We start from the raw sequence: 1,691 nt of genomic DNA on the forward strand, positions 1-1,691 counted from the left end.
GCCCCGCCCCGCGACAGGGCGGCGTCCCGGCCGCCGATCTCCACCACGACTTGACGTCCTTCGACCAGGTCCAGGGTTATGGTGTGCTCGCCCTGCACATAGGCGATGCGCCGGATACCGAACTCGGGGTCGTAGGGCTGGTCACTGGGCATGCTGATCTCGCGACCGTCGTGGAGTGCGACCGTGATCGTCCCGCGCTCCACGTCTCACACCATCCGCATCCGCAGGCGAGCCCATCGAGCTGTTCATCAGTTCAGTGTCCATACCCGAGCCCGCCCCGCCGGCAAGTACTGCCCTTACGGCGCAGTGCGATTGGCATCGAGCGCATCGGCAATTCCGAACGCGTTGGCCTCGCATAGTGAGTCGATGATGTCGAGGCAACGACGGCGAACGTCTTGGTTTCCTTGCCTGTACAGGCGGACGACAGTGGTGACGATGTCTCGGCTGGCTGCGGCGTGGCGTGTGCTGATGTCCGTTGAGGGAGCGTTCGAGGTGCGGCGCGAAGCGTTCGGGGTCGCTGAGGGTGGCGTGGTTGAGCAGGGCGCTGACCGGTGCTGCGGCGAACAGTTCGATCCCGGATTGGTTGAACAGTGCTTCGGCGAGCGTGAGAGCTTGCTCTGGGTGGTGTTCCAGGAGCGCTGTGGTTGCGATCGAGGCTTGGGAGCGCACTGCCATGGTCGGGTCGGTGACCAAAGCGGAGATCGTGGGCAGTAGGCGTGGTACGTGGTCCGGTTGGGCGGCGATCACACGGGCGATTGCTTCGGCGGCGACACCGCGGGTGGAGTTCATCCCTGTGCGGCGTAGCTCATCGTCACGTTCGTCAAGTGTCAGCGTGGGATCCTGCTCGGGGTCCGGGTCGTGCGCGTAGTGCTCCAGCAGCCCGACCATCGTATCATCGGCTTCTCGGGCTGCGGCAGCCACGGCGCGGCAGATGGCCAGACCCGCATCATGGGCCGCGTGCGATGGGCGTGCAGGCATAGGCGGGACAGCATCGCGATCGGGATTCGTCCCGTGACGGCCTGGATGACGTTGACGGTGTAGACGGCGGCTGTGGTGGCGGTGAAGCTCAGTGCGAGCTGGGTAAAACGCTCGGGCTCTTGCCGGGCTTGGCGGCCGAGTAGATCGGCCAGTTCGTCGGCGCCCCCGATGAACTCCAGTGGGTCGTCGATGCCTGGGCTGTGGTCGTACTTGGCGATGGCGCGACGCCACTGGTCATCGGTCATGTGACCGGCCGCTTGCTCGGGAACCGGTGAACCGACTACCTGGAGTTCGAGCTGCTCGGGCGGGCTGGGGTGGCTGTCGGGGAACTTGCGCTGTAGCTCTCCCAGGTGCTTTCGGCTGAGCTCGGGCAGGCGCTCGCTGGGGATTGCGGTGAGTAGTTCGTGTTGGCTGCGGCCTCGGGCTCCACGCCCTGGGGCTGTGGTCTCCCAGCCGGGGTAGTAGTCCATCAGTTTGGTGCACAGCGCGGTCACGCGTTCTTCGCTGCAGTGGGCGGTTGCGGCCTGGATGAGCTGGTGTGTGGCCCAGCGGGGACTGTCGGTCCATCCCAACCGGAGGTTGGCGGTGTCGGAGACCAGCCAGTCGACGGCTTCGTCGGCCAGGTGTGCGGCCGCTGCGGTGTAGGCGCGGCAGGCGAGGAACCGGAGAGCCTCCCACCGGCTGTGGGCCAGTGACCGAATCAGGTCCTGGAC

Annotated in this window: 2 protein-coding genes; both read right to left on the bottom strand. The window is 66.2% G+C overall.

The annotated features are described in order from the left end of the window. On the bottom strand, positions 1 to 203 hold a 203-nt coding region (locus tag AB0G02_RS38770), incomplete at its 3' end, for a hypothetical protein (RefSeq protein ID WP_360805070.1). Between the two features lie 624 nt (positions 204 to 827). Continuing rightward, positions 828 to 1,691, bottom strand: an 864-nt coding sequence (locus AB0G02_RS38775) for a hypothetical protein (protein WP_360805073.1), incomplete at its 5' end; no start/stop codon positions are given.

Origin of the sequence: Actinosynnema sp. NPDC023658 (assembly GCF_040639995.1) — a bacterium.
Classification (GTDB): Bacteria; Actinomycetota; Actinomycetes; order Mycobacteriales; family Pseudonocardiaceae; genus Actinosynnema.